This is a genomic window from Geodermatophilus sp. SYSU D00691, from assembly GCF_054050275.1.
This window is the reverse complement of sequence record NZ_JBJGYZ010000032.1, coordinates 1-24,106: the sequence shown is the minus strand read 5'-3', so window position 1 is coordinate 24,106 and position 24,106 is coordinate 1. Positions and strand designations below refer to the sequence as shown.

18 protein-coding genes and 1 pseudogene are annotated in these 24,106 nt (G+C 73.8%); 14 read left to right on the top strand and 5 right to left on the bottom strand.

Translation table 11 applies throughout. The features are described 5' to 3' along the window. Positions 1-36 precede the first annotated feature (36 nt). Positions 37-1,164 (top strand): glycosyltransferase, encoded by a 1,128-nt coding sequence (locus ACI797_RS20725; RefSeq protein WP_456860927.1) that lies wholly within the window; start codon positions 37-39, stop codon positions 1,162-1,164. Here the strand turns inward: ACI797_RS20725 and ACI797_RS20720 are convergent. Beyond that, positions 1,154-2,362: a cytochrome P450 gene (locus ACI797_RS20720; RefSeq protein WP_456860925.1), complete on the bottom strand. Its 1,209-nt coding sequence runs from the start codon at positions 2,360-2,362 to the stop codon at positions 1,154-1,156. The genes ACI797_RS20725 and ACI797_RS20720 overlap by 11 nt on opposite strands. 53 nt (positions 2,363-2,415) lie before the next feature. Here ACI797_RS20720 and ACI797_RS20715 point away from each other — a divergent pair, with 53 nt between their 5' ends. The 10 genes from ACI797_RS20715 to araA all read left to right on the top strand — a co-directional run bounded on the left by ACI797_RS20715 (position 2,416) and on the right by araA (position 13,717). After that, the gene (locus ACI797_RS20715) at positions 2,416-2,937 is read left to right on the top strand and encodes a hypothetical protein (protein WP_456860922.1); all 522 of its coding nucleotides are present in this window, start codon (positions 2,416-2,418) and stop codon (positions 2,935-2,937) included. A 3-nt stretch (positions 2,938-2,940) separates the two neighbouring features. Then, positions 2,941-3,357 (top strand): nuclear transport factor 2 family protein, encoded by a 417-nt coding sequence (locus ACI797_RS20710; RefSeq protein ID WP_456860919.1) that lies wholly within the window; start codon positions 2,941-2,943, stop codon positions 3,355-3,357. A 9-nt stretch (positions 3,358-3,366) separates the two neighbouring features. Then, the gene (locus tag ACI797_RS20705; RefSeq protein WP_456860917.1) at positions 3,367-4,305 is read left to right on the top strand and encodes a DUF5926 family protein; all 939 of its coding nucleotides are present in this window, start codon (positions 3,367-3,369) and stop codon (positions 4,303-4,305) included. Positions 4,306-4,587: 282 nt separating this feature from the next. Next, positions 4,588-5,748, top strand: a complete 1,161-nt coding sequence (gene chvE, locus ACI797_RS20700) for a multiple monosaccharide ABC transporter substrate-binding protein (RefSeq protein WP_456860915.1) — start codon at positions 4,588-4,590, stop codon at positions 5,746-5,748. 159 nt (positions 5,749-5,907) lie between these two features. Next, positions 5,908-7,446, top strand: coding sequence for a multiple monosaccharide ABC transporter ATP-binding protein (gene mmsA, locus ACI797_RS20695; RefSeq protein ID WP_456860913.1), 1,539 nt, complete (start codon positions 5,908-5,910; stop codon positions 7,444-7,446). Next, positions 7,443-8,690 (top strand): multiple monosaccharide ABC transporter permease, encoded by a 1,248-nt coding sequence (gene mmsB, locus ACI797_RS20690; RefSeq protein ID WP_456860910.1) that lies wholly within the window; start codon positions 7,443-7,445, stop codon positions 8,688-8,690. The genes mmsA and mmsB overlap by 4 nt, the downstream gene beginning before the upstream one ends. Positions 8,691-8,802: 112 nt before the next feature. Continuing rightward, a complete protein-coding gene (locus ACI797_RS20685; RefSeq protein WP_456860908.1) occupies positions 8,803-9,834 on the top strand; it encodes a LacI family DNA-binding transcriptional regulator in 1,032 nt (343 codons plus the stop codon). A 61-nt stretch (positions 9,835-9,895) separates the two neighbouring features. Further along, positions 9,896-11,518 (top strand): xylulokinase, encoded by a 1,623-nt coding sequence (locus tag ACI797_RS20680; RefSeq protein ID WP_456860906.1) that lies wholly within the window; start codon positions 9,896-9,898, stop codon positions 11,516-11,518. Continuing rightward, positions 11,515-12,192 carry an L-ribulose-5-phosphate 4-epimerase gene (locus ACI797_RS20675; protein ID WP_456860904.1) on the top strand — a complete coding sequence of 226 codons (678 nt, stop codon included), beginning with the start codon at positions 11,515-11,517 and terminating at the stop codon, positions 12,190-12,192. Before ACI797_RS20680 ends, ACI797_RS20675 begins: the two co-directional genes overlap by 4 nt. A gap of 13 nt (positions 12,193-12,205) precedes the next feature. Beyond that, positions 12,206-13,717: an L-arabinose isomerase gene (gene araA / locus ACI797_RS20670; protein WP_456860902.1), complete on the top strand. Its 1,512-nt coding sequence runs from the start codon at positions 12,206-12,208 to the stop codon at positions 13,715-13,717. A gap of 53 nt (positions 13,718-13,770) precedes the next feature. On the opposite strand, the gene ACI797_RS20665 is transcribed toward araA, so the two are convergent. Both ACI797_RS20665 and ACI797_RS20660 read right to left on the bottom strand, forming a co-directional pair. Beyond that, entirely contained in the window at positions 13,771-15,006 is a 1,236-nt protein-coding gene (locus ACI797_RS20665; protein WP_456860900.1) for an arginine deiminase, read from the bottom strand. A gap of 24 nt (positions 15,007-15,030) precedes the next feature. After that, on the bottom strand, positions 15,031-15,492 hold the full coding sequence (locus tag ACI797_RS20660) for a DUF7144 family membrane protein (RefSeq protein WP_456860899.1): 462 nt from the start codon (positions 15,490-15,492) through the stop codon (positions 15,031-15,033). Positions 15,493-15,639: 147 nt separating this feature from the next. Here ACI797_RS20660 and ACI797_RS20655 point away from each other — a divergent pair, with 147 nt between their 5' ends. Together ACI797_RS20655 and ACI797_RS20650 are read left to right on the top strand one after the other, a co-directional pair. Further along, positions 15,640-16,407, top strand: a complete 768-nt coding sequence (locus ACI797_RS20655; protein WP_456540568.1) for an SDR family oxidoreductase — start codon at positions 15,640-15,642, stop codon at positions 16,405-16,407. 76 nt (positions 16,408-16,483) lie between these two features. Then, a pseudogene (locus ACI797_RS20650) lies at positions 16,484-18,396 on the top strand (primary-amine oxidase). Positions 18,397-18,515: 119 nt separating this feature from the next. Here the strand turns inward: ACI797_RS20650 and ACI797_RS20645 are convergent. After that, positions 18,516-21,917, bottom strand: coding sequence for a BTAD domain-containing putative transcriptional regulator (locus ACI797_RS20645; RefSeq protein WP_456860897.1), 3,402 nt, complete (start codon positions 21,915-21,917; stop codon positions 18,516-18,518). A 203-nt stretch (positions 21,918-22,120) separates the two neighbouring features. On the opposite strand from ACI797_RS20645, the gene ACI797_RS20640 reads away from it, so the two are divergent. Beyond that, positions 22,121-23,557, top strand: a complete 1,437-nt coding sequence (locus ACI797_RS20640) for an FAD-binding oxidoreductase (protein ID WP_456860895.1) — start codon at positions 22,121-22,123, stop codon at positions 23,555-23,557. Between the two features lie 113 nt (positions 23,558-23,670). Here ACI797_RS20640 and ACI797_RS20635 read toward each other — a convergent pair. Continuing rightward, a partial coding sequence (locus tag ACI797_RS20635) for a transposase (RefSeq protein WP_456860893.1) occupies positions 23,671-24,106 on the bottom strand: 436 nt, incomplete at its 5' end.

The window sequence follows — 24,106 nt, the reverse complement described above, 5'->3', positions numbered from 1 at the left end:
CGCGGAGGAGGATCCCCGGCGGTCAGGGAGGTGAGCGTGCGGTTCCTGGTGAGCAGCAACCCGGGTCTGGGGCACCTGCACCCCGTGCTGCCGCTGGCCCTGGCCGCGGCGGCGGCCGGGCACGAGGTCCGCGTGGCGACCGGCGCCGACCAGGTGCCGTGGGTGGTGCGGTGCGGGGCGACGGCGGTGCCGGCCGGGCTGCCGCTGCGGGCGATGGTCGAGCAGGCCGACGCGCGCGGGCTCGTCGGGCCAGAGCGGCCCCGGCACCTGTTCACCACGATCGCCGTCCCGCCCATGGCCGCCGACCTGCTGGCGCTCGTCGACGGGTGGCGGCCCGACGTGCTCCTGCACGAGGAGGGCGAGTACGCGGCGCCGCTGGTGGGTGCGCTGCGCGGGCTGCCGGTCGTCACGCACAGCTGGTCGTCGCCGGCGCGCACCGCGGCGGGCAGGCAGCTGCTCGCTGATCCGCTGGACGCGGTCTGGGCGGCCGCCGGTGCCGCCGGGCCGGCGCGCCAGACCGGCGGCCTCTACCTCGACGCGTGCCCGCCGCGGCTGCAGGTGCCCGACGTCGAGCACCTCGGCGTCCCCGTCGTCACCGTCCGCCCGACCGCGTTCGACGGCCCGGCCGCGACCGCTCCCCAGCTCGAGGCGCTGCCGCGGCCGGCCCTCTACGTGACCCTGGGGACGGTGCCCGCGTCGTCCCGGCCGGACCTGCTGCAGCGCCTCGCCGACGCGGCGGCCGACGTCGCGCCCGGCGTCGTCGTCGCCACCGGGCCGAACCCGCCGGACGTCGTCCGGGCGGCGCACCCGGGGGTGCGGGTGGTGGCATACGTCCCGCAGTCGCTGGTGCTGCCGCACGTCGACGCGGTGGTCTCCCACGGCGGTGCGGGGACGACCGTGGGCGCCCTCCTCGCCGGGCTGCCGCTGCTCGTGCTCCCCGGGATCTCGCCCAGCCAGCGGCTGGGGGCCGAGCGGGTTGTGGCCGCCGGCCTCGGCCTGCGGCTGGAGCCGGACGAGGCCACGGCGGAGCGGCTGCGGGCAGCCGTCGCCGAGCTGCTCGAGCGCGACGACCTGCGGGCCGCGGCGCGCGAGGCCGCGGCCGGCCTCGCGTCGCTGCCCGGTCCGGACGAGCTGGTGCCCCTGCTGGAGCGCGCTACGGCGTGAGGACGACGGGCAGCTCGGCCAGGCCGCGGATCACGAACTCCGGACGGCGCCGCGCCGGCCGGGCCAGGTCGAGCGCCGAGGTGCGGCGCAGCAGCGCGCCGAACGAGGCCTGCAGCTCCACCCGGGCCAGCGGGGCGCCGATGCAGAAGTGCACGCCGGCGCCGAAGGAGATGTGCGGGTTGTCGGTGCGGCCGACGTCGAGGCTGTCGGGGTCGGCGAACACCGCGGGGTCGCGGTTGGCCGCGCCGAGCAGCGCGGCGATCTTCTGCCCGCGCCCCACGGTCACGCCGCCGATCTCGACGTCCTCGGTGGCGGTGCGCTCGAACAGCTGCAGCGGCGAGTCGAAGCGCATCAGCTCCTCGATCGCCGTCGGCAGCAGGGCGGGGTCGGCGCGCAGCCGCGCCAGCTGGCCGGGGTGCTCGAGCAGCGCCAGCAGGCCGTTGCCGCTGACGTTCACGGTCGCCTCGTGGCCGGCGTTGAGCAGCAGGATGCAGGTGGTGACCAGCTCGTCCTCGGTGAGCCGGTCGCCCTCGGTGTCGCGCACGGTGACCAGGTGGCTGACCAGGTCATCGCCGAGGGCCTTCCGCCGCTCGGCCGCCAGCGCCCGCAGGTACTCGACGAACTCGGCGGCCGCCTGCTCGGCCGCCTGCTCGACCTGCTCGGTGCGGCCGTACTCGTACATCTTCACGATCGCGTTGGACCACGGCCGCAGCAGCGGGCGGTCGGCCTCGGGCACCCCGAGCAGCTCGGCGATGACCGCCACCGGCAGCTGCTCGGCCATCCCCGCCAGCACGTCGACGCCGTCCCGGCCGGCGGAGCGCTCGACCAGCTCGTCGACGAGGGAGTCGGCCAGCTGCTGCACCCACGGCCGCAGCCGCTCCACGTGGCCGCGGGCGAACGCCGCGCTGATCAGCCGGCGCAGCCGGGTGTGCTCCGGCGGCTCCATCTCGAGGATCGCGTTGCGGTGGATGAGGTTGAACTGCCCGAACCGCTCGGCCGGCTCCTTGTCGCGCCAGATGCGGCCCAGCCGCCGGTCCCGCAGCACGGCGTTGGACTCGGCGTGGGTGAACGCCAGCCACAGCCCCAGGCCGTCGTGCCACTGCACCGGCGCGGCGGCGCGGGCCCGGGCGAACGACGGGTAGGGATCGGCGACGACCGCGGGGTCGGTCAGGTCGAGCGGTGCGGCGGCCACGGTCACGCCGACGAGCGTATGACTCCCGCCGCGGGCCGCCGGGGGCCAAGGTGGCGGTCATGGCGATCGCCGACGTCGTCCGCGACTGGGGTGCCACGGACGACGACCTCGTCCGGCGGCTGCCCTGCGACGAGCTGTTCCCCGACGCCGACGTCGTCCTGCACCGGGCCGTGGACGTCGACGCGCCGCCGGAGCGCCTGTTCCGCTGGCTGTGCCAGCTGCGCGTCGCGCCGTACTCCTACGACCTGCTCGACAACGGCGGCCGGCGCAGCCCGCAGCGGCTCACGCCCGGGCTCGACCGGCTGGTCGTCGGGCAGCCGGCGATGCGGATCTTCCACCTGGCGTCGTTCGAGCGGCCGGTGCAGCAGACCTACGAGCACCGCGGCCGGTTCGGGCACGTCGTCGTCACCTACGCGGTCACGCCGCGGGACGGCGGCAGCCACCTGCTCATGCGGCTGCGCTGGACGCCGCCGCCGCTGCCCGTGCCGGCCGCCGTCACCACCCGCGCGATGGCGGTGGGCGACCTGGTCATGGCCCGGCGGCAGCTGCTCAACCTGAAGCGACTGGCGGAGAGGGAGTAGGGGATGGCGGACAACCGAGCACTGGTCACGGCCGCGTTCGAGGCGTGGCAGCGCGGGGACGGGCACGTCAGCGCACTGTTCGCCGAGGACATGCGGTGGGAGATCGTCGGCCGGTCGCAGGCGGCCGGCCGGTACGGCAGCGCCCGGGAGTTCGTCGACGGCGTGCTCGCCCCGTTCGCGGCGCGGTTCCCGGCCGACGCGCCGTTCCGCCCGGTGCGCATCCGCAGCGTGCTCGCCGACGGCGACGACGTCGTGGTCGTCTGGGACGGCGAGGGCACCACCACGGCCGGCACGACCTACCGCAACACCTACGCCTGGTTCCTCGCCCTCCGCGACGGCGCCGTGGTCGAGGGGACGGCGTTCTTCGACAGCATCGCCTTCGACGAGCTCTGGACGGGGGTGCCCGCGCCGGGCGCATAGGGTCGGCGCATGGCTCGCTCCTCGACCAAGCGCCGTCCCGCCGCCCCGAAGGCCGCCGACGGCGAGGTCAACCCCAAGGCCCCGTGCCCCTGCGGCTCCGGCCGGCGGTACAAGCACTGCCACGGCTCGGGCTACGCCCCGCCGGTGACGCGGCCGTTCGAGGGGCTGCCCGGCGAGGCGCACTGGGTGGCGCTGCGCGAGTTCGTCCCGGCCGCGACCGCGCCCCTGCGGACCGCCGACGGCCGCGAGGTCACGCTGGCCAGCGTGCTGCCCGGCGGCGCCCCCGCGCTGGTGCGGGCGAACGGCGAGATCGTGCTCGGCGTGCAGCTGCCCGCGGCGTCCGACGACGTCAGCCGCGACCTCGGCACCGCGCTGGCCGCCGCGCTCGAGGCCCCGACCGGTGCGCCGGTCGACCCCGGCCCGGTCGGTGCCGCCGGATCTGCCGGCCCCCGGCTGCAGGAGCTGGTCGACCGCGAGGCCCCGCTCGAGGTGACCGTGCACGACGACTTCGGCTTCTGGCTGGAGGGCGCCGACGCCGGCCCGACCGCGCAGGCCGGCCTGGAGCAGGCCAACGCCGCGATCCTGCCCACCCGGCGGCTCGAGGGGCTCGGCGCCGCCTACTGGGTCCGCCCGGGCGACGAGCGGGCGCACCTGCGCTGGGTGCGCGAGGAGGACGAGGAGCCGCTGCTCGACGCCCTGGCCCGGCTGCGCGCCGCCGAGGAGCTGACCCTGGGCGAGGGCACCCGCTACGCCGGGGCCTTCCGCGCCCACGGCCTCCTCGTCCCGGTGTGGGACCTGCCCGCCGACACCCCGGCCGCCGACTGGACCGGCCCGGCCGCGGAGTTCCAGGGACGGCTGGAGCGCGCGCTCGCCGTGACCGAGCCGCTCACCGCCGACGAGCGCCGGGCCCGCGCCGGCCTGCTGAGCCGCCAGATCACCCTCCGCTGACCCCAGGCATAGGTACCTTCACCTGCGTTCTGGCCCCTGGAACGCAGGTGAAGGTACCTATGCCTCACCGGGCCCGACGCCGATCGGGCGAGACGGACGTGGCGGGGCGAGATCGCGGTCTCGCGCCAGCCGCCGTCGGTGAAGCGCGCGTTACCCGAACGTGACATCTGAGTTCTGGCACAAGCCTTGACGGCACCCCTATGTGAGCGCTCACACTGGCTGCCGCTCGCGTCAGCGCGGGCCTGAGCGCCCGTGAGGCGGCAGTTGTCTCGAGGAGGAGATGTGCAGGTTAAGAAGCTCCGGCTGAGCGCCCTGGGGGCTGCCCTCGCGCTGAGCCTGGTGGCCTGTGGCGGCGAGGGCGCCGGTGGCGGCTCGAGCGCCGGCGACGAGAACGCCAACCCGGAGGACCAGACGGTCGGCGTCTCGATGCCGACCCAGACGTCCGAGCGCTGGATCGCCGACGGCGAGGCCGTGCAGTCGCAGCTGGAGGAGAAGGGCTACACGGTCAACCTCCAGTTCGCGAACGACGACATCCCGACCCAGTCGCAGCAGATCGACCAGATGATCACCGAGGGTGCCGACCTCCTGATCATCGCCGCCATCGACGGCACCGCGCTGTCGAGCCAGCTGCAGGCGGCCGCTGACGAGGGCATCCCGGTCATCTCGTACGACCGGCTGATCCGCGACAGCGAGAACGTCGACTTCTACGTCAGCTTCGACAACTTCGAGGTCGGCGTCGCGCAGGGCACCGCGCTGCTCACCGGCCTGGGCATCCTCGACGCCGAGGGCAACCCGGGCACCGCGACCGGTCCGTTCAACATCGAGCTGTTCGCCGGCTCGCTGGACGACAACAACGCCCACTTCTTCTTCGACGGCGCGATGTCGGTGCTGCAGGAGTACATCGACAACGGCACGCTCGTCGTGAAGTCGGGCCAGACCGACATCGAGCAGGTCGCGATCCTGCGCTGGCAGCAGGAGACCGCCCAGCGGCGCATGGAGGACCTGCTGACCTCCACCTACAACGACGGCTCGCGCGTCGACGGCGTCCTCTCGCCGTACGACGGCCTGTCGCGCGGCATCATCACCGCGCTGACCAACGCCGGGTACGGGCCGAACCTCGACTCCACCCCGCAGCCGATGTCGGTCGTGACGGGTCAGGACGCCGAGATCGCCTCGGTCAAGCTGATCCAGGACGGCGTCCAGAGCTCCACGATCTTCAAGGACACCCGTCTGCTGGCCGAGCAGGCCGTCGTCGCCGGTGAGGCCTTCCTCCAGGGCGACGAGCCCGAGGCGAACGACACCGAGACGTACGACAACGGCGTCAAGGTCGTGCCCTCGTACCTCCTGCCGGTCGTGACCGTCTTCGCCGAGGACATCCAGGCGGAGCTGATCGACACCGGTTACTGGACGGCCGACGAGGTCGCCGCGGGTCAGGCCGACTGACCCGCACCCCCAGGCCCGGCCGGGCCCGGCGGCAGCGACAGGCGCTGCCGGGCCCGGCCGGTTCCACTTCAGCCGCCCACTCGCCGCGTCCCCGCGGCAGGGCCATGCTGACGGCACACAGTTCCATCCGAGCGCACGACTGCGAGGACGACGGAGTCCATGGACGACAACATCCTGGAGATGCGCGGCATCACGAAGACGTTCCCCGGCGTCAAGGCGCTCGAGAACGTCAACCTCTCGGTCCGGCGGGGCGAGATCCACGCGATCTGCGGGGAGAACGGCGCCGGCAAGTCGACGCTGATGAAGGTCCTCTCCGGCGTCTACCCCACCGGCAGCTACGACGGCGAGATCGTCTACGACGGCCAGGCCGTCCACTTCGGCGGCATCCGCGACAGCGAGCACGTCGGCATCGTGATCATCCACCAGGAGCTCGCCCTGGTGCCCTACCTCTCGATCGCCGAGAACATCTTCCTGGGCAACGAGCGCCGCGGGCGCAACCGCCTCATCGACTGGAACAAGGCCAACGCCGACGCCGACGCGCTGCTCAAGCAGGTCGGCCTCGACGAGAACCCCGTGACGCCGGTGGGTCAGCTCGGCGTCGGCAAGCAGCAGCTGGTCGAGATCGCCAAGGCGCTGTCCAAGGACGTGCGGCTGCTCATCCTCGACGAGCCCACCGCCGCGCTGAACGACAACGACTCGGCGCACCTGCTGGACCTGCTGCGCCGGCTGCGCGAGCAGGGGATCACCTCGATCATGATCTCGCACAAGCTGAACGAGATCACCGCGATCGCCGACAACGTGACCGTCATCCGGGACGGGAAGACCGTCGAGACGCTGAACCTGCACCGGGGCGAGGTCACCCAGGAGCGGATCATCCGCGGCATGGTCGGCCGCGACCTGCAGAGCTTCTACCCGGAGCGCGAGTCGCACCCGGGCGAGGAGATCCTCCGCGTCGAGAACTGGACCGTCTGGCACCCCACGCAGGACCGCAAGATCGTCGAGGACGCCAACTTCTACGTCCGCGCCGGCGAGGTGGTCGGCATCGCGGGGCTGATGGGCGCCGGCCGCACCGAGCTGGCGATGAGCATCTTCGGCCGCTCCTACGGTCGCAACATCTCCGGCCGGGTCTTCGTGCACGGCAAGGAGGTGCGGGCCCGCAGCGTGGCCGAAGCGATCGACAACGGCATCGCCTACGCGACCGAGGACCGCAAGCGCTACGGGCTGAACCTCATCGAGGACATCAGCCGCAACATCTCCGCCGCCGCCCTCAAGAAGCTGTCCGGTGGCGGCTGGGTCAACGGCAACGAGGAGATCAAGGTCGCCGAGGGCTACCGCAAGGACATGAACATCAAGGCGCCCAGCGTGCTGTCGATCGTCGGGAAGCTCTCCGGCGGCAACCAGCAGAAGGTCGTCCTGTCCAAGTGGCTGTTCACCGACCCCGAGGTGCTCATCCTCGACGAGCCCACCCGCGGCATCGACGTCGGCGCCAAGTACGAGATCTACACGATCATCAACCGCCTCGTGGCGGCCGGGAAGGCCGTCCTCGTCATCTCGTCGGAGCTGCCCGAGCTGCTCGGCATCTGCGACCGCATCTACACCCTGTCGGCCGGCCGGATCACCGGTGAGATGCCGGTCGGCGACGCCACGCAGGAGAACCTCATGGTGCTCATGACCAAGGAGAGGGAGCAGGCCGCATGACCAGGACCGCGCCGCCGCCGGCGGAGGACACCGCGGCTGAGGCCGCTCCCGCCGCCGCGCTCCACGCCGGCACGAGCGACATCCGCCAGCTGTTCACCCGCAACCTGCGGCAGAGCGGCATCTACATCGCGTTCGTCGTCATCATCGCGCTGTTCGCGATCCTCACCGACGGCACGCTGCTCTCGCCCGGCAACATCACGAACATCGTCCTGCAGTACTCCTACATCCTGATCCTGGCGATCGGGATGGTCATGATCATCATCGCCGGGCACATCGACCTCTCGGTCGGCTCGGTGGTCGCGCTCACCGGCGCGGTCTCGGCGGTGACCGTGATCAGGTCGGGCGCACCGTGGTGGGTCGGCGTGCTGGCCGCCCTCGGGGTCGGCCTGCTGGTGGGCATCTGGCAGGGCTTCTGGGTCGCCTACGTCGGCATCCCGGCGTTCATCGTGACCCTCGCCGGCATGCTCCTGTTCCGCGGCCTCACCCTGCAGGTCCTGGACAACATCTCGCTCTCGCCGTTCCCGCAGGAGTACGGCCGGATCGCCAGCGGCTTCCTCAACGGGCTCATCGGTGGTGACGGCTACGACGCCTTCACCCTGCTGATCGGCGGCATCGCGGTCGCCGGCTACGCGCTCAGCTCGTTCCGCACCCGCATGGCGCGGGTGAAGTACCAGCAGCCGGTGGAGTCCTTCCCGCTGTTCGTCGCGCGGATCGTCGTCGTCGGCGCGGTGGTCATGTACTTCGCCTGGCAGCTGGCCCACGCCCGCGGCCTGCCGATCGTGCTGATCATCCTGGCCGTGCTGATCCTCGTGTACGCGATGGTCACCAAGCGCACCGTCTTCGGCCGCCAGGTCTACGCCATCGGCGGCAACCTGGCCGCCGCGACGCTGTCCGGCGTGAAGGTGCGGGCGGTCAACTTCTGGCTGTTCGTGAACATGGGCGTGCTGTCCGCCGTGGCCGGCATCGTGTTCTCGTCCCGCTCGAACGGCGCCCAGCCCGGCGCCGGCAACATGTTCGAGCTCGACGCCATCGCCGCCTGCTTCATCGGCGGTGCCGCCGTCACCGGTGGTGTGGGCACCGTGGGCGGCGCCGTCGTCGGCGGTCTGCTCGTCGGCGTGATGAGCAACGGCATGCAGCTCGAGGGCGTCGACCAGTCCATCCAGTCGGTCGTCAAGGGCCTCGTGCTGCTGCTCGCCGTGGCCTTCGACGTCTACAACAAGCGGCGGGCCGCCGGCTCCCGCTGACCCGCGCGGGTCCGGCCCCGGCGCCCGCGGGCGCCGGGGCGGACCCCGCGCACCCAGATCCAGCGCTCCACCCCCGAACCACCCCCCGCCGACGACGCCGAGGAGGAGACCGGTGCAGCCCGAAGCGCCGCCTCGTGCGCTCGTCATGTCCGACGTCGCGGCCCGTGCCGGGGTGTCGCACCAGACGGTCTCCCGCGTCATCAACGGCTCGCCCAACGTCGCCCCGCTGACCCGCGAGCGGGTGCTCGCGGCGATCGCCGAGCTCGGCTACCGGCCCAACAGCGCGGCGCGCGCGTTGGTCACCGGCTCCACCAGGACCATCGGCTTCGTCGTGGTCAACATCAGCCAGTACGGGCCGGCGCAGACGCTCGTCGGCCTGGAGCAGGCCGCCCGGTCCGCCGGCTACTCGCTGGCGGTCACGGTGCTCGACGACGCGACGGCGAAGGCCATGCGCGACGCGGTCGACCGCTTCGTCGCGCAGTCGGTCGACGCCGTCGTGGCCCTGGGCACCTACGACGACGCCTTCGAGGCCTTCCACACCGTCTCCGCCCCGATCCCGCTGGTCACCGTGCAGAGCGGCGGCGCGCTCGAGGAGCCGGCCGTGGGCGTCGACCAGGTGGCCGGCGCGCGGCTGGCCACCCGGCACCTGCTCGACCTCGGCCACCGCACGGTGCACCACGTCACCGGCCCGGCCGACAGCAAGGAGGCCCGGGACCGCATCGAGGGCTGGCGGGCCGAGCTGAACGCCGCCGAGGCGGCGGCTCCGCGGATCCTGCGCGGCGACTGGACGCCGTCCTCGGGCTACGCCGCGGGCAAGCTGCTGGCCGAGCGGCTGCGCGACGGCGAGAAGGTCACCGCCGTCTTCCTGGCCAACGACCAGATGGCCCTGGGCCTGCTCGCCGCCTTCCACGAGGAGGGGCTGGAGGTCCCGCGCGACGTCAGCGTCGTCGGCTACGACGACCTGCCGGAGGCCCCGTACTTCACCCCGCCGCTGACCACGGTGCGCCAGGACTTCGCCGAGCTCGGCCGGCGCGGGGTCGAGCTCGTCCTCGCCCGGCTCCAGGGGGAGGACCTGCACCCCGAACCCGTGCTGCCGACCCTGCTGGTGCGCTCCAGCACGGGGGCCCCGCGGCACCGGATATGAGGCCGTCCGTCGTGTTAGCGCTAACATCCAAGCCCGTCACCGGGCGGAAGGGTCTTCCCACATGACGACGGACGCCGGCGCGGCGATCACCGCAGGTCGCACGGCCCTCGGGATCGAGCTGGGCTCGACCCGCATCAAGGCCGTGCTGGTCGGGCCGGACCACGCGCCGCTCGCCGTCGGCACCTCCGACTGGGAGAACCAGTTCGTCGACCGGCTGTGGACGTACTCGCTGGACGCCGTGTGGTCGGGGGTCCAGGAGAGCGTCGCGGCCCTCGCGGACGACGTCCGGCGGCGCCACGGGGTCGAGCTCTCCACGGTCGGCGCGCTGGGCGTCTCGGCGATGATGCACGGCTACCTGGCCTTCGACGCCGACGGAGCGCTGCTCACGCCCTTCCGCACCTGGCGCAACACGAACACGGGGCGGGCGGCCGAGCGCCTCACCGCGGAGTTCGGCCACAACATCCCGCACCGGTGGAGCGTCGCCCACCTGTACCAGGCGGTGCTGGACGGCGAGGAGCACGTCGCCCGGCTCGACCACCTGACCACCCTGGCCGGCTACGTGCACTGGCAGCTGACCGGCGAGAAGGTGCTCGGCATCGGGGACGCCAGCGGCATGTTCCCGATCGACGGCGCCACCGGTGGGTACTCCGCTCCCATGCTGGCCCGGTTCGACCAGCTCGCCGCCGAGGCGGGCGCGCAGCTGCGGCTGGCCGACCTGCTGCCGGCCATCGCGGTCGCCGGCGAGCCCGCCGGCACGCTGACCGAGGCGGGCGCGGCCCTGCTCGACCCCACCGGGCGGCTGCGGCCCGGCGTCCCGCTGTGCCCGCCCGAGGGGGACGCGGGGACGGGCATGGTCGCCACGAACTCGGTCGCCCCGCGCACCGCCAACGTCTCCGCCGGGACGAGCATCTTCGCGATGGTCGTGCTCGAGCGAGAGCTCGGGCGGGTGCACCGCGAGCTGGACCTGGTCACCACGCCGGCCGGCGACCCGGTGGCGATGGTGCACTGCAACAACGGGGCCAGCGAGCTCGACGCGTGGGCCGGGCTGTTCACCGAGTTCGCCCGCGCGCTCGGTGCGCCCGCCGACCCGTCGGCCGTCTTCGAGACCCTGTTCACCGCCGCGCTCGGCGGTGCCGCCGACGGCGGCGGGATGGTGGCCTACAACTACCTCTCCGGCGAGCCGATCACCGACTTCGAGGAGGGGCGGCCGCTGTTCGTACGGTCGCCGGACAGCCGGCTCGACCTCGGCACCTTCGTGCGGGCGCACCTGTTCTCGTCCCTGGCCACGCTGCGGATCGGCATGGACGTGCTGCAGAAGGACGAGGGCGTGCGGCTGGACCGCATGTTCGCGCACGGCGGCCTGTTCAAGACCCGGGGCGTGGCGCAGCGCTTCCTGGCCGCGGCGATCGGGACGCCGGTCTCGGTCGGCGACGTCGCGGCCGAGGGCGGCGCCTGGGGCATGGCCGTGCTCGCGGCCTTCGCCGTGCGGCGCGCGCCGGAGCAGGGCCTGGCCGACTACCTGGACAGCGCCGTCTTCGGCGGCGCGCGCCTGCAGACCGCCGAGCCCGACCCGGCCGACGTCGCGGGGTTCGACGCCTTCATGCGGCGCTACGTCGCCGCACTCCCGGTCGAGCGGGCCGCCGTCGACCACCTGAGCCCCGTCCCGCGAGGAGACAGCCGATGACCGCCACCCTGACCGAGCGCGGCACCCACCGCGCGCAGCGCGAGCACGTCGCCGCCCTGCACACCTACCTGACCCGCTACGAGCTGGTGACCTGGACGTCGGGCAACGTCTCCGAGCGGGTGCCCGGGGAGGACCTGTTCGTCATCAAGGGCAGCGGCGTCGAGTACGACGAGCTGACCTGGGAGGGCATCACCGTCTGCGACCTCGACGGCAACCCCGTCGACGGGGTGAAGAAGCCGTCGTCCGACACCGACGCGCACGCCTACGTCTACCGGCACATGCCGCACGTCAACGGCCAGGTGCACACGCACAGCCCGTACGCCACCGCCTGGGCGGCCCGCGCCGAGGAGATCCCGTGCGTGCTGACGGCGATGGCCGACGAGTTCGGCGGCCCGATCCCGGTCGGCCCGTTCGCGCTGATCGGCGACGACTCGATCGGACGGGGGATCGTCGAGACCCTCTCGTCGTCCCGCTCGCCGGCGGTGCTCATGCGCAACCACGGCGTCTTCACCATCGGCGGGTCGGGCAAGGCCGCGGTCAAGGCCGCCGTCATGACCGAGGACGTCGCCCGCACGGTGCACCTCTCCCGCCAGCTCGGCGAGCCGCTGCCGATCGACCAGCGCGACGTCGACTCGCTCTACGCCCGCTACCAGAACGTCTACGGACAGAAGTGAGGATCGCTCCCTGATGCGCACCGACCCCTACGCCGGGGCCGAGGTCTGGTTCCTGACCGGCAGCCAGGACCTCTACGGCGAGGAGACCCTGCAGCAGGTCGCCGAGCAGTCCCAGCGGGTGGCCGCCGGGCTCGACGCCGCCGACGCCGTCCCGGTCCGGGTGGTGTGGAAGCCCGTGCTCAAGGACGCCGGGGCGATCCGCCGCGCGATGGGCGAGGCGAACGAGGACCCGAACTGCCTCGGCGTCATCACCTGGATGCACACCTTCTCGCCGTCGAAGATGTGGATCTCCGGCATCGACGCGCTGCGCAAGCCGCTGCTGCACCTGCACACCCAGGCCGACGCCGCCCTGCCGTGGGCGACGATCGACATGGACTTCATGAACCTCAACCAGGCCGCCCACGGCGACCGGGAGCACGCGTTCATCCTCACCCGCCTGCGGACGCCGCGGACCACCGTGGCCGGCCACGTGTCGAACCCGCGGGTGCAGGCGCGGGTCGGCTCCTGGGCCCGGGCCGCAGCCGGTGCCGCGGCCGCCCGGTCGCTCAAGCTGGCCCGCTTCGGCGACAACATGCGCAACGTCGCGGTGACCGAGTCGGACAAGGTCGAGGCCGAGCTGCGCTTCGGCGTCTCGGTGAACACCTGGGGCGTCAACGACCTGGTCGCCGTCGTCGACGCGGTCGAGGACAAGACCGTCGACGCGCTGGTCGAGGAGTACCTCGACCGGTACGACTTCCAGGACGGCGCCGAGCCGGGCGGGCCGAAGCACGACGCCGTGCGCTACCAGGCGCGCATCGAGGCGGCGCTGCGGTCGTTCCTCGAGGACGGCGACTTCGGTGCGTTCACCACGAACTTCGAGGACCTCGGCGGGCTGCGCCAGCTGCCCGGCCTCGCCGTCCAGCGGCTGATGGCCGACGGCTACGGATTCGGCGGCGAGGGGGACTGGAAGACCTCCGCGCTGCTGCACGTGCTCAAGGTGGTCGGCCACGGCCTGCCCGGCGGCACGTCGTTCATGGAGGACTACACGTACCACCTCGAGGGAGACACCCCGAAGATCCTCGGGGCCCACATGCTCGAGGTCTGCCCGACGATCACCGACGAGCGGCCCCGCGTCGAGGTGCACCCGCTCGGGATCGGCGGCCGCGAGGACCCCGCCCGGCTGGTGTTCACCGCCACCCCGGCGCCGGGCGTCGTCGTGGGCTGGTCCGACCTCGGCGACCGGTTCCGCTGGGTGGCCAACGAGATCGACGTCGTCGAGCCCGACGAGCCGCTGCCCAACCTCCCGGTCGCCCGGGCGGTCTGGGAGCCACGGCCCGACTTCGCCACCGCCGCCGAGGGCTGGCTGACCGCCGGCGGGCCGCACCACACGGTGCTGTCCACCCAGGTCGGCGCCGACGAGCTCACCGACCTGGCCGAGGTGTTCTCGACCGAGCTGGTGGTCATCGACGCCGAGACCACGCGGCGGTCGCTGGCCAAGGAGCTGCGCTGGAGCGCCGCCTACCACCGCCTCGCCCAGGGGTTGTAACGGTCGGTGCTTCATCGCGATCGAGCACGCGTGCTCGATCGCGGTGAAGCACGTCAGAGCGGGTCGCGGGTGACGGGGCAGCTCATGCACCGCGGGCCGCCGCGGCCGCTGCCCAGCTCGGAGCCGGCGATCCGCACGACCTCGATGCCGGCCGCCTCGAGCGCGGCGTTGGTCACCGTGTTGCGCTCGTAGGCCACCGCCAGCCGCGGGGCGAGGGCGAGGGTGTTGTTGCCGTCGTCCCACTGCTCGCGCTCGGCGGTGACCGGGTCGAGGCCGGTGTCGATGACGCGTAGCCGGTCGATGCCCATCGCGGCCGCGGCGGCCTCGACGAAGGGCGCGGGGCCGCGGACGGTGAGCTCGAGGCCGTCGGAGTCCGCGGTGGGGTGGGCGGGCGGGGAGTGCGAGGCCGTGACCGTCCAGGCCACCAGGGCGTCGGCGACGGCCGGGTACATCACCATCGCGTCGACGTCGACCATGGTCGCGATGGTGTCCAGGTGCATCGTCGCCCGCTGCTGCACGATCGGGACGACGAGCACGGTCTGCGCCAGCCCGCGGCTGAGCACCCGCCGGGCCAGCCGCTCCGCCCCGCCGGGCGTCGTCCGCTCGCCCACCCCGACGGCGACGACGCCCTCGGCCAGCAGCAGGACGTCGCCGCCCTCCAGGTGCTCCAGGCGGGCGCCGTAGAGCTGCTCGACGCCGGCGAAGCGCGGGTGGTGGGTGTAGACGGCGGAGGTGATGGTGCTCTCGCGGTGCCGGGCGGGCATGGCCAGCGAGGTGACGGCGACCTCGTCGCCCACCCACACCGACGAGTCGCGGGTGAACAGCAGGTTGGGCAGCGGCGGGACGATGAACTCGCCCCGGTCCATCAGCCGGTAGGCCAGACCCGAGCCGCCGCGCAGCTCGTCGTGGGCCAGGCCGGCGATGAGCGTCGCGGCGAGCTCGTCGGGGGCGAGGTCGGCCAGGTGCGCGGTCGCGGCCCGCTGCAGCGTCGTGCCGAGGCGGGGGTCGTCGACGGCCGCGGCGATCAGCTCCGCGCGGGCGGCGGGGAAGTCCAGCACCTCGGCGAGCAGCCGGTCGAGGTGCAGCACCTCGACGCCGCGGTCGCGCAGGGCCTGGGCGAAGGCGTCGTGCTCCTCCTGCGCGCGGGCCACCCAGGGGACCCCGTCGAAGAGCAGCTGGTCGTTGTTCCGCGGGGTGAGCCGCGACAGCTCGGGGCCGGGACGGTGCAGCAGCACGGTGCGCAGACGGCCGACCTCGCTGGACGCGCCCACGGGCGCGGCGTCGCTCATGATCGGCAGACTCGCACAACCCGGTCAGGCGGTGCCCTTCAGCTCCCCGCCGTGCACCGTGATCGCGTAGACGACGAGGACGTCGAACGCGATGACCAGCACCGACCACCAGGGGTGGGCGGGCAGGAAGGCGAGGTTGAGCAGCGCGCTGCACACCGCGATGACCACGCCGAGGATCCGACCGAACAGGTTGCCCCGCAGCAGGAGGAACGCCGTGACCATGGCGACCGCCCCGAGCACGAGGTGGGTCCAGCCCCAGACGTCGTAGCTCACGCTGACCACCAGCCCGGTGGACGGGACGGCGAACGAGTCCTCGTCGAACAGGGCCGTGAGCCCGGCCAGCGCCTGCAGGAACCCGACGATCGCCAGCATCACGCCGGCGAAGACCAGCCAGGTGACCCAGCGGCTCTGCTGCCCGCTCGGCGCGTACTCCCCGGACCGGACGTGCCAGTTCGGGCGCAGGTCGTCCTGCGACGTCCCGGTCATGGCGCCTCCCCTCTCCCGGGCACCAGGCTGGCCGCGGACCGGGGCAGCCGCGTCGTCCGGGCCGGGTGAACGCGAGGGCCCGGACGGTGGCTGGATAGGGTCGCCGTCCAGCGGCGCGCGGCGGCGCGGACCTCCCGGAGGTGGCTCGTGGACCTGTTCGACCTGACCGGCAAGGTGGCCGTCGTGACCGGCGGCACCCGGGGGATCGGCCTGATGATGGCCCGGGGCCTGCTGCAGGCCGGCGCCCGCGTCTACATCAGCGCCCGCAAGGCCGACGAGGGCGAACGCGCCCGCGAGGAGCTCGCGGCGCACGGCACGGTCCGGTTCGTGCCGGCCGACCTCTCCACCGAGGAGGCGTGCCAGGCGCTGGCCGCCGAGGTGGGGCGGCACGAGGACGAGCTGCACATCCTGGTCAACAACGCCGGCGCGACGTGGGGGGCGCCGCTGATGGAGTTCCCCGCCTCCGGCTGGGACAAGGTGCTCGACCTGAACCTCAAGTCGCCGTTCTTCCTCACCCGGGCGTTCCTGCCGCTGCTGCAGGAGGGCGGCACCGACGACGACCCGGCGCGCGTGGTGAACGTCGGCAGCATCGACGGCCTGCACGTCCCGCCGATGCACACCTACTCGTACTCGGCGTCCAAGGCCGCGCTGCACCACCTCACGCGGGTGCTGGCCAAGGAGCTCGGGCCGCGCCGGATCACCGTCAACGCCGTCGCCCCCGGCCCGTTCGAGTCGAAGATGATGGCCGCCACCCTCGAGGCGTTCGGCGACGAGATCGCCGCCCGGTCGCCGCTGGGCCGCATCGGCCGCCCCGACGACATGGCCGGCGTCGTCGTCTACCTGACCAGCCGCGCCGGTGCGTACGTGACCGGCACGGTCATCCCCGTGGACGGCGGCATCGCGACGACCCGGTGATGGACCGGGCCGAAGGTCTGTAGCGTCCGGCCACGGGAGCGGGGAAGGGTGGGCCTCCCGCGCCGGAGGAGCCCCGATGACCGCGACGTCCACCCGCGCCCCCGCCGTCCGTCACCCGCTGGCCCGGCTCACCGCCGAGGAGATCCAGGAGGTCCGAGACCTGATCGCGGATGCCGGGGCGCTCTCCGCATCGACCCGGTTCGTCCTCGTCCAGCTCGAGGAGCCGGACAAGGAGGACGTCCTCGGTTGGCGCCCGGGAGCGGAGGTCGACCGACGGGTGCGGGTGCTGCTGCTCGACCGCGCCACCGGCATCGCGCGTGACGTGTCGGTCTCGCTGAGCCGCCGGGCGATCGTCCGGGACGTCGAGATCGACGCCGCCACGGAGGGGCAGCTGCCGATCCTGTTCGAGGAGTTCCTGGAGATGGAGGGGATCGTGGCCGCCGACGAGCGGTGGACCACGGCACTGGCCCGGCGGGGGCTCGACGTCGCGGACGTCCGCTGCGCGCCGCTGTCGGCGGGCGCCTACGGTCTCGCCGGCGAGGCGGACCGGCGGCTCCTCCGCGTGCTCCCCTTCCTCCAGCCGGATGCGCAGGACAGCCCCTACGCCCATCCCGTGGACGGCCTGGTCGCCGACATCGACCTGATCGCGGGCGTGGTCACCGCCGTGCACGACCTGCTCGACCTGCCGGTGCCGGCCGAACGCGGTCGCTGGGACGCCGCGCCGCACGCGGTCCCACCCCGGACCGACCTGCGGCCCATCGAGATCAGCCAGCCGGAGGGCCCCAGCTTCACCGTCGACGACGACGAGGTCAGCTGGGCCGGCTGGCGGTTCCGGTTCGGCTTCGACGCGCGGGAGGGCCTCTCCCTGCACCAGGTCACCCACGACGGCCGGTCGGTGGTCTATCGCGCGTCGGTCTCCGAGATGATCGTGCCGTACGCCGATCCCTCACCGGCTCGCTACTGGCAGAACTACTTCGACGGCGGCGAGTACCTGTTCGGCCGGTTCGCCAACAGCCTCGAGCTGGGGTGCGACTGCCTGGGCGAGATCCGCTACTTCGACGCCGTGCTCGCCGACGAGACCGGCCACCCGCAGGTCCTCCCCAACGCCGTCTGCCTGCACGAGGAGGACGTCGGTCTCCTCTGGAAGCACAGCGACGTTTCGACATGGCCGAGACCCGGCGGCAGCGCCGGCTGGTGATCAGCTTCGTCACCACGGTCGGCAACTACGACTACGGCTTCTACTGGTATCTGTACCTGGACGGCCGGATCCAGCTGGAGGTGAAGGCGACCGGCATCCTGTGGACCTCCTCGTACCGCGGCCCCGACCACCCGTACGCGACCGAGGTAGCTCCGGGGCTGGGTGCGCCCTACCACCAGCACCTCTTCTCGGCACGGCTGGACATGGCCGTCGACGGGACGGGGAACACGGTCTACGAAGTCGACGCCGTCCCTGATCCGGCGGGCGACGGCAACCCGTTCGCCAACGGGTTCCGCCGCCGGATGACGCCCCTGACCCGGGAGTCGGAGGCACAGCGGATGGCCGATGCATCCGTCGACCGCGTGTGGCAGGTGGTCAACCCGTCGGTCCGCAACCGGCTCGGGCAGCCGGTCGGGTACGTCCTGGTCCCGGAGGGCAGGCCGGTCCTGCTGGCCGGCGAGTCGTCGTCGATCGCCGAGCGGGCCGCGTTCGCGACCAAGCACCTGTGGGTCACCCGGTACGACCCCGCCCAGCGGCACGCCGCAGGGGACCTGGTCAACCAGCACGCCGGCGCCGGCGGGCTGCCGGTCTTCGTCGCCGGCGACCGCCCGCTCGAGGGGCAGGACGTCGTCCTGTGGCACACCTTCGGCATGGTGCACTTCCCGCGGCCGGAGGAGTGGCCGGTCATGCCGGTCGACTCGTGCGGGTTCTCCCTCGCGCCGTTCGGCTTCTTCGACCGCAATCCCGCGCTGGACATCCCGAGGACCACCACCGCCCACTGCGGAGCCTGACGCCGCCGTGGCTCCTCCCTCACCGCAACGCGTCCTCCCTCACGCCCCAGCGTCAGGGAGGTCCCGCCACGACCAGCTCGGCTGATCGTGGCGGAGCTCAGGCGGAGCTCAGGCGGAGCTCAGGCGGAGGCGGCGGGCGGGGGCGGCGTCGTCGAGCGCTTGCGGCGCGGGCGGACGGCCTTCTCGGCCGGCACCCGCGCCAGGTGCGACTCGGCCAGCGCCACCTGGTGCGGTGACCCCACCAGCCGGCCCTGCTGCCGCGCGGCCAGCCACCACTCGCGGGCGGCCACGGTGTCGCCGTGCGCCTCGGCGATCCGGCCCAGCAGCTCGTCGTAGGCGCCCAGCGAGAACGAGGGCGTCCCCAGGACCGCCTGCCGGCCGCGGAAGGGCAGGAGCTGGACGACGGCCATCTCCTGCTCCGGCTCGTCGCCGAGCAGCAGCGCGCACTCGGCCTCGAGCAGGACGGCGACGTCGCTGGCCCAGTCGCGGATCTGCGTGCGCCCCCAGCGGGCCCGCAGCCGGCGGGCCTCCTTGAGGTCGCCCGACTCCGCGGCGGCCAGCACCGCCATCAGCTGCAGCAGCGGGTTGCCCTCGTCGCCGGTCTCGACCAGCAGGTCGACCGCCTCGGGCAGCCGGTGGTCGCCGCGGCGCAGGGTGAACTGGTGGGCGGCGTAGGCGTGCCGCGCGTGCGGTGTCACCCGCCGGTACAGCTCGTAGGCCTCGGTGGTCAGCTCCTCGGCGCGGGCGGCGTCGCCGCGCAGCCAGGCCGCGCCGGCCTGCTGCCACAGCACGTGCGGGCGCACCTCGGGGCCGGACAGCGAGATCGCCAGCCGGCGGGCGGCGTCCAGGTCGGCCTCGAAGCCGCGCAGGTCGGTCATGTGCAGCCGGATCGCCGCGCGGTGCAGCCGCGCGAAGAACTCGGTGCGGCGGGGCAGGCCCTTGCCGGCCAGCGAGATCGTCTCCTCGGCGGCGGCCAGCCGCAGCTCCGCGGCGCCCGGGCGGCCCCACACGGCCAGGCTGTAGTTGTTCAGCGTGCGGCCGCGCAGCTCGGGGTCGCCGATCCGGCGGGCCAGCTCCACGGCCTGGTCGGCGTAGCGCACGCCCTTCTGCAGGTCGTGGCTGAACGCCAGCTCGACGCCGAGGGTGCCCAGCAGCCGCGCGGCCAGCCGGTCGCGCTCGTCGTCGGTGTCGGCCAGCTCGTCGCGGTGCTCGAGCAGGTCCTCCAGGACGGCGACCATGTCGTCGTCGACGACACCGTGCGGCCGCCAGTTCCAGACGGTGATGCTGCCCCAGATCGCCGCGGCGTCGGCCAGGCACTTGCGGTCGCCGAGCTCGCGGGCGGCGGCGATGGCCTGCGCGGTGACCTCGTGCGCCTCGGTGCGCGAGCCGCTGCGCAGCAGGTCGTGGGCGAGCAGCGTGAGCAGCTGGTGCCGGGTGCGCAGCGCGTCGGGCTCGTTCGGGTCGAGCAGGCCCAGCGCCCGGCGGGTGTGCTCGGCCGCCTCCCCGTGCCCCCACCGCGAGCGGGCCGCCTGGGCGGCGTCGGCCGCGTAGCGCCGCGCCGGGCCGGGGCCGGTCACCGGGACCGCCTCCATGAAGTGGTGCGCCAGCCGCTCGAGCAGCGCCTCCTCGGGCGTGCCCGCCGCGGCCCGCTGCTCCAGCGCCGCGCCCAGCCGGGCGTGCAGCCGGGCCCGCTGCAGCGCCGAGAGGTCGCCGGCCAGCACCTCCTGCACCAGCGCGTGGGTGAACCGCCAGGTCCACGGGGTGGCGCCCTCCACGACCAGCCCGACGGCGACGGCGGAGTCCAGCGCCGTCAGGGCGTCCTCGGCGGGCGTGCCGGCGGCCTCCAGCAGCTCCAGCGAGATGTCGCGGCCGGCGACCGCGGCCAGCTGCAGCACCGCGCGGGTGTCCGCCGGCAGCCGGTCCAGCCGCTTGCGCAGCACCTCGCCCACCGACGGCGGCACCGGCACGCGGGTCAGCTGCAGGTCGTGCGCGCCGAGCATCCAGCGGGAGAGCTCGACGACGAAGAACGGGTTGCCGCCGGTGCGGTCGTGCACGGCGGAGGCCAGCGAGCGGTCACCGGCACCGAGCTGGCGGGCCAGCAGCGTCTGCACGTCCTCGGTCGCCAGCCCGGTGAGGCGCAGGCACGTGGCGGAGGGCTCGCGGGCCAGCCGGGCCAGCGCGTCGGAGACCGTCTCCGGGACCTGCTCGCCGACGGTCCGCGCGGTGATCATCACCAGCAGCGGGACGCGGGGCAGGTGCCGGCCGAGCAGCCCGAGCAGCTGGACCGACGTCGTGTCCGCGCCCTGCAGGTCGTCGAGGACGACGAGCAGCGGGCGGCTGGCGGCCGACGACAGCCGGCCCCGCAGGTCCTGGAACAGCCGGAACCGGGCGGCGTCGGCGTCCCCGGCGGCGTCGGCCTCGGTGACCAGGGTCAGCTGCTCCTGGCCGAGCTGCTCGAGCACCTGGGTCCACGGCCACAGCGGCGGCGCACCGGCGTCGTCGGCGCAGCGCGCCCACGCCACCGCCCACCCGGCGGCGCGGGCGGCGTCGGCGGCGGCCTCGGCCAGGCGGGTCTTGCCGATCCCGGCCTCCCCCTCGATGACCACCACCGCGGGCCGGCCGCCGGCGACCTGGTCGCCGACCGCGCTGAGCCGGTCCAGCTCCTGCCGGCGGCCCACGATCTCCTCCGCCGCCGGCACCACCGGGGCCGGCGCGGGCGGCGGGGCGACGGTCAGCTTCGGGCGGGGGAGCCGCTCGAGCAGCTTCGGGTCCTGGCGGAGCACGGCCTGCTCCAGGTCGCGCAGCTCCGGACCCGGGTCGATGCCCAGCTCGTCGCGCAGCAGCTCGGTGCACCGGCGCACCGCGTCGAGCGCGTCGGCCTGCCGGTCGGCGGCGTAGAGGGCGGTGACCAGCCGGGCCCACAGCCGCTCGCGCAGCGGGTTCTGGGCGACGAGGTCCTGCAGGTCGGTGACCGCGGCGTCGGCCCGGCCCAGCGCCAGCAGGGCGTCGCAGCGCCGCTCGCGGGCGCGCACGTGCAGCTCGACCAGCCGCAGCCGGTCGGTGGCCGCCGACGGCGTGTCGCCCAGCTCGGCCAGCGGCTCGCCGCGCCAGAGCTTCAGCGCCTGGTCGAGCAGGCTGACCCCGCGCGCCGGGTCGCCGCCCTCCAGCGCCCGCTCGGCCTCCTCGACCAGCTCGGGGAAGCGCAGCGCGTCCAGGTCGCCGGCGTCGGTCCGCAGCAGGTAGCCGGGAGCGCGGGTGAGCAGCACCGACGGCGCCTCGCGCGGCCCGCGGTCGGGCTCGAGCACCCGGCGCAGGTGCGAGACGTAGGCCTGCAGCGTGCCGGTGACGGTGGGCGGCGGGTCGTCGCCCCACAGGGTCGCGACGATGCGGTCGACGGCGACCACGCGGTTGGCGTCGGCGAGCAGCAGGGCCAGCAGCGCGCGCGGCTTGGCGCCCCCGACGTCCAGCGGGCGTCCGTCGGTTCCCGACACCTCGAGCGGGCCGAGGACGCGATAACGCACGACGGGGGATCCTCCCAGGTCTCGGCCCGGATCGGGAGACCCTTTCGTGCGGATCCGTCGCGCTCCCGGGCGCCGGGGACCGCAAGTCGTCGTCCAAGAGTCTTGCAAGTGCGGGTCAAGTCGCCGGGGCCACGGTGCTCCCCGTCCCGATCGACCCCCACCGCGGCGGAGCGCCGCGAGCACTCTCCCGAGGGAAACCCCCCATGAGCCTCATCGAGCCCGAGTCCCTGCCGGTCGCCATGGACGACGCCGTCCTCGACAGCCTCGCGCCGGCGATCCCGGCCGAGGACGTCGACGACCTGCGCAGCCGCGTGCACGGCCCGGTCTACGTCGCCGGCGACGACGGCATGGCCGCCGAGGTCGCCACCTTCAACGTCGCCGTCACCCACACCCCGGCGATCGCGGTCGGCGCCACCTGCGCCGCCGACGTCGCCGCCGCCGTCTCGTGGGCGACCGCCCACGGCCTCAAGGTCGCCGTCCAGGCCACCGGGCACGGGCCCGTGCGCAACGCCGCCGGCTCGCTGATGATCTCCACCCGCCGCATGCAGGGCGTGACGATCGACCGGATGCGCGGCACCGCCCGCGTCGAGGCCGGCGTCCGCTGGGTCAAGGTGCTCGAGGCCGCGGCCCCGTTCGGGCTCACCGGCCTGTGCGGGTCGTCGTCCGACGTCGGCGTGGTCGGCTACACGCTCGGGGGCGGGCTCGGCTCGCTGGGCCGCAGGTACGGCTTCGCCGCCGACCAGGTCCTCTCGGTCGAGATCGTCACCGCCGACGGCGCGATCCGCACCGTCTGCGCCGAGGAGGAGCCCGAGCTGTTCTGGGCCGTCCGCGGCGGCAAGAGCAACTTCGGCGTCGTCACCTCGATCGAGATCCAGCTGGTCCCGGTGCGCTCGGTGCTCGGCGGCGGGATCTTCTTCGCCGGCAAGGACGCCGCCGCGGTGCTGCACGCCTTCCGCGAGTGGGCGCCGACCCTGCCCGAGGAGGTCAGCACCTCGATCGCGCTGCTGCGGGTGCCGCCGCTGGAGGAGCTGCCGCCGCCGCTGCGCGGGCAGACCGTGCTGCACCTGCGCTACGCCTACTCCGGCGAGGACTTCGCCGAGGGCGAGCGGCTGCTCGAGCCGATGAGGTCCGCCGGCGAGGTGGTCCTGGGCTTCATCCACCCGCTGCTGGCGACCGAGTTCGACTCGATCCACATGGACCCCAAGGACCCGATGCCGGGCTGGGAGAAGGGCATGCAGCTCGCCGAGCTGACCGAGGGGACGATCGACGCGCTCCTCGCCGCGGCCGGGCCGCAGCTCGACATCCCGCTGATCATGGTCGAGCTCCGGCTGCTCGGCGGCGCGCTGGCCCGCCAGCCGCAGAGCCCGAACGCCGTGGCCGGCCGCGACGGCGCCTTCCAGGTGCTCGTCATCGGCCCGGCGGTGCCCGAGCTGGCCGCCGTCGTCCCGGCGCTGGGCAAGGGCCTGCTGGCCGCGCTCGAGCCGTGGAAGGCGCCCGGCTGCGTGGTCAACTTCCTCGGCGAGGTCAGCGGTCCGGCCGAGGTCGCCGCGGCCTACCCGCCCGCCGTCGCCGAGCGGCTGCAGGCGGTCAAGCGGGCCGTCGACCCCGACCGCGTCTTCTCCTTCGGCTACGCCCTCTGAGGACCCGCCCTCTGAGGACCCGCCCTCTGAGGACCCGCCCTCTGAGGACCCGCCCTCTGAGGACCCGCCCTCTGAGGACCCGCCCTCTGAGAGGGTGTTGGGTAACTGATCGGTTACTGCTGCTCGTCGAGGTCTTCGGCGAGGCGGCGGGCGGCCTCGGTCTCGATGGGGCCGTGCGGCTCGATGTGCCGTCCGGTGAGCCGGGCGGCCATGAGCCGGATCATCGCGACCTTGATCATGGCCTCGGCGTGCTCGGTCTTGCGCTCGTAGTCGCGTGCCAACCGCCTGCTCCTCGTCAGCCACCCGAAGCTGCGCTCGACGACCCATCGGCGCGGCAGTACCTGGAAGCCTGGCACGTCGTCGCTGCGGCGAACGATCTCCAAGTGCAGGCCCAGCTCGTCGTGGGCGTAGTCGATCAGGTGGGTGTCGACCACGTTGGCGTAGCCACCGTCGGCCCACACTCTGACCAGCCGCGGATAGCGGGGGCGGGCGGCGGTCAGCAGCGCCCGCCCGCCGGGGCGGTCCTGCAGGCTGGCGGCGGTCACGGCA